The organism is Vibrio sp. J1-1 (genome assembly GCF_021728395.1).
GTDB lineage: Bacteria > Pseudomonadota > Gammaproteobacteria > Enterobacterales > Vibrionaceae > Vibrio.
In genome coordinates this window covers 89,856-96,174 of record NZ_JAKKCM010000016.1, presented here as the reverse complement: position 1 = coordinate 96,174, position 6,319 = coordinate 89,856, and the positions used below count along the sequence as shown (strand labels likewise).

Here is a 6,319-nt window from a genome sequence, read left to right as displayed (position 1 = left end):
GGCTTTAAATTTTGGACACTTGCTTAAGCGAGTGATACCACTGCGGAGTGGTAGTTCAGTTGGTTAGAATACCGGCCTGTCACGCCGGGGGTCGCGGGTTCGAGTCCCGTCCACTCCGCCACTTATTCGAGAGTCGTCTCATAAAATACGAACCACAGGGGTGTAGCTCCAATTGGCAGAGCAGCGGATTCCAAATCCGCGTGTTGGGAGTTCGAATCTCTCCACCCCTGCCATATTTAAGAAGCCTCAGTCGAAAGACTGAGGCTTTTTTACATCTGTAATTTAGGATTTGTAGTAGCTTTAACTGGCAGTTCAGCGGATTCCGCCAATATTGAAAGATCTGCGCATGTTGGGAGCTTGGGGGCAAGCCCCATCGAATCTCTGGATCGCCAGTCTGGCCCACTCCAGCCATTATTAAGAGCCTCGTTCGAAATAGCGGGGCTTTTTTGCGTCTGTAGTTTGGGGATTGTAGAGTCGTTTTCTAGGATGTCTAATATTCCTATTGTCAGAGCAGCTTATTTCCCGACTAGCGTAACCTGTTCTTATCGACAGTGAACGAGTGGTTTAATCTCTACCTTTCTCTTTTTGTTCTGCTCTATTCGAACGATACCACCGGTACTTTCATTTCCCCTTTATTTAAATAGTTCTAAACTTAGTTTGTTCCTTGCTCTAGTTGGAGTTTGGATTAGACCATAGTGTGCGCCGGGTGATAAAAAACGAACTTCTTGTTATGATCGCGGCTTAATTCTAATAATGGAAAGTTCGTTTATGCCACATTTTCGATTCCGGGCTGTAGAGCCTCAAACGGTTCAGGCTTTATCAAAACCTCTCACTGATGAACTGCAACCTCTGATGGAATGTCCACGTGAGGACTTTACTTTTGAATACATCTATACGACGTTTTTTAGTGAAGGTGAAGTTTTCGCGGCATACCCTTTTGTAGAAGTGCTTTGGTTTGATCGTGGCCAGAATGTTCAGGATAAAGTTGCTAAAACCATTACTCAGCAAGTCAGAGGTATAGTGGGTGAAGATATTGATGTCGCAGTGATATTCACATCACTCTCTCCTAAATCCTACTATGATAATGGTGAGCATTATTAAGGAGTGATTTCTATGAAGCTGAGAGTATTTCCCTATTTGAGTTTTATTTTCTCAGCATCTCTTTGTGCAACTCCGTGGGAGCAAGTATCAACTCCCACTCACAATTCCTCTTCTTCTATAGGCAGCTATGCTAATGGCTGTTTGGATGGCGCCTACCCCTTACCTTTAGAGGGAACTGGTTATCAAGTCCTACGAAGTAGATCGCTCCGCTACTATGGTCACCCAAACACGATCTCATTTATTGAAAGCCTTGCCTTGAAAGCGAATAAAGAGTTAAGTACCAATTTGTTGATTGGTGATTTATCGTTGCCTCGAGGTGGTCGTTTCTCTTCTGGTCACTCTAGTCATCAAACTGGTTTAGATATTGATATATGGCTTCGCTTAGCTGACCAACCGCTTTCCTACAATGAGTTACAACTCCCTAAACCAATGAGTGTGGTAGATCTTAAAGGGTACTCAATACTTGATCATCGCTGGGATGACAGACATTTTAAACTTATTCGTTATGCTGCTCAGAGTGAAGGTGTCGCTCGTATCTTTGTTCACCCTGTCATTAAAGAGCAGCTATGTTCACAGGAAGAAGAAGGTAAAGATCGTTCTTGGCTGAGTAAAGTTCGTCCCTGGTGGGGGCACCACTATCACTTTCATGTCAGATTATCTTGCCCGGATTCCAGCCGAAATTGCGTTGATCAAGCTCCTCCTCCGGCTGGAGATGGTTGTGGTTATGAGTTAGCGAGCTGGAAACCTAAAGCGGTAGTGCCTTCAAAACCTTCGGCTAAAAATGTGGTGGCAAAGCCAAAACGTGAGAAAGTGATTCCACCGCAATGTCAGCCACTTATTCGCACTAATTAAAAACTCTGTTGAGCTTCTTATAGCCTTTTAGCGAATCTCCGTTATGAAACTGGAGAAACATCATACTTTTGTCTACAGTGAATATTACCAATACAAAAATTAACCTAATTAGTTTGGATGGCATGTTATAGGAATCTCAAATAAACAAAGGGCTATGTTTTTTACATTAATACCTCTGTTTTTTTAGTTCTTTTTGTCGCGATACTCTGATTTCTGTTCAATATGTCTGTCGCTTGGTAAAACGAGAAATAGCAACGCAGACAATTGCATTGAGGTGGGTTTGAGTGGTGTTTCCCGCCAATAGAGTTAATCAAGGATAAAACCATGACTATGATTTGTGCAAAAGAGTTTGCAGAGTGGTTAAGACACAGATTTAGCAGTGAGACCAAGGGAGTCTTCTTGACTCGAGAAGATTTGAATCATCTGACAGGGCGTCAGCGTCTTGACCCGGGGTTTGTTAATGATGTGCATTACGAGCTGATGCAATACGGGATGGCTTTCGTTACTGATACAAGCCGGGAGAATTTCTATTTAGTTCCTGTGTCTCAATCGGAGAACTGGCGAGAGAGACTAGAGTATCATTTTGAGAAAGAGTTATTCTGCAATATCTATCCCATCGAAAAATCGGGTTAAAAAAAAGGTTCAACTTTACGTACAAAGTTGAACCTTATCTAACTACGCCAATCCTTGGATAATCACGAACTTTTCTAGCAACTGCTCTTCCGTTTCGACATGATTAGGATCGGTGATAATGCATTTCGTAATAGGACAAACGGACTGACAGGTCGGCTTATCATAATGACCCTTGCACTCGGTGCACAAATCCGGGTCGATTTCGAAAATACTGTCGCCCATGCTGATTGCGCCGTTAGGGCATTCTGGATCACACATGTCACAGTTAATGCATTTATCGGTAATGAGTAATGCCATGATTACTTACCAGTTGGGTTACGAGTGTCCTGACCAGAGTTTAGGTTGCGCATTAACAGACCGTACTCTAAGTCCATATCTTCTGGCACTGGGATAAATACAAAATGGCCGTTACCTTTTGCATCTTCGATTGATTGTGATTTACGGTTTTCCATTGCTTCCAGGGTGAAAACAACGTTACCTTTTGGTGTCATTAGCTCAAGGCTATCACCTACAAGGAACTTGTTCTTCACTTCTACTTCAGCCATGTCGCCACGACGTTTACCTGTAAATTCACCAACGAACTGTTGAGCATCAGACACTGAGTATCCATAGTCGTAGTTCTGGTATGTGTCATGAGTATGGCGGCGTAGGAAGCCTTCTGTGTAGCCACGGTGAGCCAGACTTTCTAGTGTGCTCATTAGGCTTTCATCGAATGGTTTTCCTGCTACAGCATCATCAATGGCTTTACGGTAAACCTGAGCGGTACGAGCACAGTAGTAGAACGATTTAGTACGGCCTTCAATTTTAAGTGAGTGAACACCCATCTTAGTAAGACGCTCAACGTGCTGGATAGCACGAAGGTCTTTAGAGTTCATGATGTAAGTGCCGTGTTCATCCTCGTAAGCTGCCATTTTTTCTTCTGGACGGTGAGCTTCAGAAAGGAGAACCACTTCATCAGTTGGTTTACCACGACCTATAGTCGTTTCAGGGCGCTCATCTTGCACTTCGACAGGCTGTGCTTCAGATGGATCAAATTTCTCAACGATATCGCCAGCGTCGTTTTCTTTGCCTTCTTCAACTTTGTATTCCCAACGACATGCGTTAGTACAAGTGCCTTGGTTAGGGTCACGCTTGTTGATGTAACCAGATAGCAGACAGCGGCCAGAGTAAGCCATACATAGGGCACCGTGTACGAACACTTCTAGTTCTGTTTCAGGACAATGCTCACGAATTTCTTCGATTTCTTCCAAAGAAAGCTCACGAGATACGATTACGCGCTCAACGCCGTTTGCAGCCCAAAACTTAACCGTTGCCCAGTTAACTGCGTTAGCTTGAACAGAAAGGTGAATTGGCATTTCTGGGAAAGCTTCACGAACCATCATAATTAGACCAGGATCAGACATGATTAGTGCATCTGGGCCCATTTCTACGACTGGTTTTAGGTCGCGAATGAAAGTTTTTAGCTTTGAGTTGTGTGGCTGAATGTTACATACCACGTAAAGCTTTTTGCCTAGGGCATGCGCTTCATCAATACCGATTTTTAGGTTATCGTGGTTAAACTCGTTATTACGTACACGAAGGCTGTAGCGAGGTTGGCCTGCGTATACTGCATCAGCGCCGTAGGCGAATGCGTAACGCATGTTTTTAAGGCTGCCCGCAGGAGACAGTAGCTCAGGTACGAATGCTTTCTCAGTTGTCATTGCTCAATTCTCTTATATCTGATCACAAGTCAGGCCAATTCCACCTTATGGAAATGGGGCGCAAATTTTACGTCAAAATGTGAACTGTGACTAGGAGAATTGTGCTTTTGGTGAACAAACGCCCCATAAAAAGTAGGGGCGTAGCTAGTAGAAAGTAGGGTTATTTTAGTCGTTCGGGTTTGGCAGCCCGCCTAGCGCTTCGTATAGATTTGGTAGGAATGCACTGAACTCACCGCACATGAGTGAAAAGTCGGCATCGAAACGAGCGGCTTGATCTTCACGTGGGATATCATCATTTTGGTCTTTCAATTCGTCAGAGAACTTCAGGCGTTTGATGCCTGAATCTTCTGCCATGATGAACTCGATCCGATCTTGCCAGTTAAGTGCAAGTTTAGTGACAACTTTATCTGCTGCGATGTGATTGCGGATTTCATCCGTGGTTAGCTCTTGTTTCTTACAGCGGATCACTCCACCTTCTTCCAGTACGGATTTCAGCTCGGCTTCGTCCATCATTGTGATGCCTTGTGGCGTGTCACCGGTTTTCACCCATTCAGTCAATGTTGTTTCAATGGCTACTTCAGGGATAGCTGGGACAACAGGTAAGCTGCCCATGGTTTTACGCAGTAGTGCTAGTACATCTTCCGCTTTTTTATAGCTGCTAGCATCAACAAGAATGAAGCCTTCCTTTGGCATGATTAACACATGAGTGTGGCTGCTACGGCTGAATGCACGAGGCAGCAAATCCATCACGATGTCATCCTTTAGGTTGTCTTTCTCTTTTTTCTTTAGCGGGCGACCTTCTTGAGCTTCCATCGCCTCCACTTTTGCATTTAGAGAGTCTTTGATCACGGATGCTGGCAGCATCTTTTCTTCTTTTTTAGCGCAAATCAGAATGCGATTCTCTGATACGTGAGTCATCATGTCGCCATGTCTACCCATTGCGCTGACCCAGCCAAATTTCTGTTTATCTTGACTGCCACAAGGGGTGAATTGAAACTCAGCAAGTTGAGTTTCTAGTTGATCTGCATTGAAGTTAATCTCGCGGTTAACGCGGTATACCAGACAGTTTTTAAACCACATAAATCTTCTCTAGGCTTGATGACAAGGGACTAATCATAGGGAATTTTTTTGCTGATGTCTTAATAGAAATGAAAAATATCAGGATGAACCCCAAAAGAAAGTTATGTGAAAATTTGTTTTCAAAGGTCACAAAAGTGTCATAATTGGTAGTGATAATGCTTATGCATCGAGGGGCGCTTTGTCTCTTAAATTTATTAGCTCAACAAACATAAGGTTATTCAATTATGTCTAGAAGGATTCTGGTTGTTGAAGACGAAGCTCCGATTCGTGAAATGCTCTGCTTCGTACTTGAACAGAAAGGTTACCAAGCGGTGGAAGCAGAAGATTACGACACTGCCGTAACCAAACTGGCTGAACCCTTCCCTGATTTAGTTTTACTGGATTGGATGTTACCAGGTGGTAGTGGTATTAACTTCATCAAGCATATGAAGCGTGAAGAGCTGACACGCAATATTCCTGTTGTCATGCTGACGGCGCGTGGTGAAGAAGAAGACAAGGTTCGTGGTTTAGAAGTGGGTGCAGATGATTACATCACCAAGCCTTTCTCACCGAAAGAGCTGGTTGCTCGTCTGAAAGCCGTTATCCGCCGTGTCACTCCAACTGCACTAGAAGACGTCATTGATGTACAAGGCCTGAAGCTTGATCCTGTATCACATCGTGTTACTGCTAACGACGGCGCCGTTGATATGGGCCCTACGGAATTCAAGATGTTGCACTTTTTCATGACGCACCAAGAGCGTGTTTACAGCCGTGAACAACTACTGAACAACGTATGGGGTACTAACGTGTATGTTGAAGATCGTACCGTTGATGTACACATCCGTCGTCTACGTAAAGCTTTAGAATCAGCAGGCCATGATAAATTGATCCAAACGGTGCGTGGTGCGGGTTACCGTTTCTCGACTAAGGCATAAGTTAGTAGCCAGCTGATCGGTCCCATTTTTGGAGTAATG

The 6,319-nt window shown here is 44.0% G+C and carries 7 protein-coding genes and 2 tRNA genes; 6 read left to right on the top strand and 3 right to left on the bottom strand.

What is annotated here, in order from left to right:
• Nucleotides 1-44: 44 nt before the first annotated feature.
• The 5 genes from L3V31_RS19800 to L3V31_RS19780 all read left to right on the top strand — a co-directional run bounded on the left by L3V31_RS19800 (nucleotide 45) and on the right by L3V31_RS19780 (nucleotide 2,586).
• Nucleotides 45-121: transfer RNA gene (locus L3V31_RS19800), tRNA-Asp, on the top strand.
• A gap of 35 nt (nucleotides 122-156) precedes the next feature.
• Nucleotides 157-233, top strand: a tRNA-Trp gene (locus L3V31_RS19795).
• 535 nt (nucleotides 234-768) lie between these two features.
• On the top strand, nucleotides 769-1,101 hold the full coding sequence (locus L3V31_RS19790; RefSeq protein WP_237318626.1) for a DUF1904 domain-containing protein: 333 nt from the start codon (nucleotides 769-771) through the stop codon (nucleotides 1,099-1,101).
• Nucleotides 1,102-1,113: 12 nt separating this feature from the next.
• Nucleotides 1,114-1,953, top strand: coding sequence for a penicillin-insensitive murein endopeptidase (gene mepA / locus L3V31_RS19785; RefSeq protein WP_237318624.1), 840 nt, complete (start codon nucleotides 1,114-1,116; stop codon nucleotides 1,951-1,953).
• 324 nt (nucleotides 1,954-2,277) lie between these two features.
• Nucleotides 2,278-2,586 (top strand): hypothetical protein, encoded by a 309-nt coding sequence (locus L3V31_RS19780; protein ID WP_237318622.1) that lies wholly within the window; start codon nucleotides 2,278-2,280, stop codon nucleotides 2,584-2,586.
• 42 nt (nucleotides 2,587-2,628) lie between these two features.
• Here the strand turns inward: L3V31_RS19780 and L3V31_RS19775 are convergent, their stop codons facing one another.
• The 3 genes from L3V31_RS19775 to rdgC form a co-directional block, all read right to left on the bottom strand.
• Nucleotides 2,629-2,883, bottom strand: coding sequence for a YfhL family 4Fe-4S dicluster ferredoxin (locus L3V31_RS19775; protein WP_014230901.1), 255 nt, complete (start codon nucleotides 2,881-2,883; stop codon nucleotides 2,629-2,631).
• A 2-nt stretch (nucleotides 2,884-2,885) separates the two neighbouring features.
• A complete protein-coding gene (gene yegQ / locus L3V31_RS19770; protein WP_237318621.1) occupies nucleotides 2,886-4,286 on the bottom strand; it encodes a tRNA 5-hydroxyuridine modification protein YegQ in 1,401 nt (466 codons plus the stop codon).
• A 165-nt stretch (nucleotides 4,287-4,451) separates the two neighbouring features.
• Entirely contained in the window at nucleotides 4,452-5,366 is a 915-nt protein-coding gene (rdgC, locus tag L3V31_RS19765; protein WP_237318619.1) for a recombination-associated protein RdgC, read from the bottom strand.
• Between the two features lie 224 nt (nucleotides 5,367-5,590).
• Here rdgC and phoB point away from each other — a divergent pair, with 224 nt between their 5' ends.
• Nucleotides 5,591-6,280 carry a phosphate regulon transcriptional regulator PhoB gene (gene phoB / locus L3V31_RS19760; RefSeq protein WP_237318617.1) on the top strand — a complete coding sequence of 230 codons (690 nt, stop codon included), beginning with the start codon at nucleotides 5,591-5,593 and terminating at the stop codon, nucleotides 6,278-6,280.
• Nucleotides 6,281-6,319: the final 39 nt, after the last annotated feature.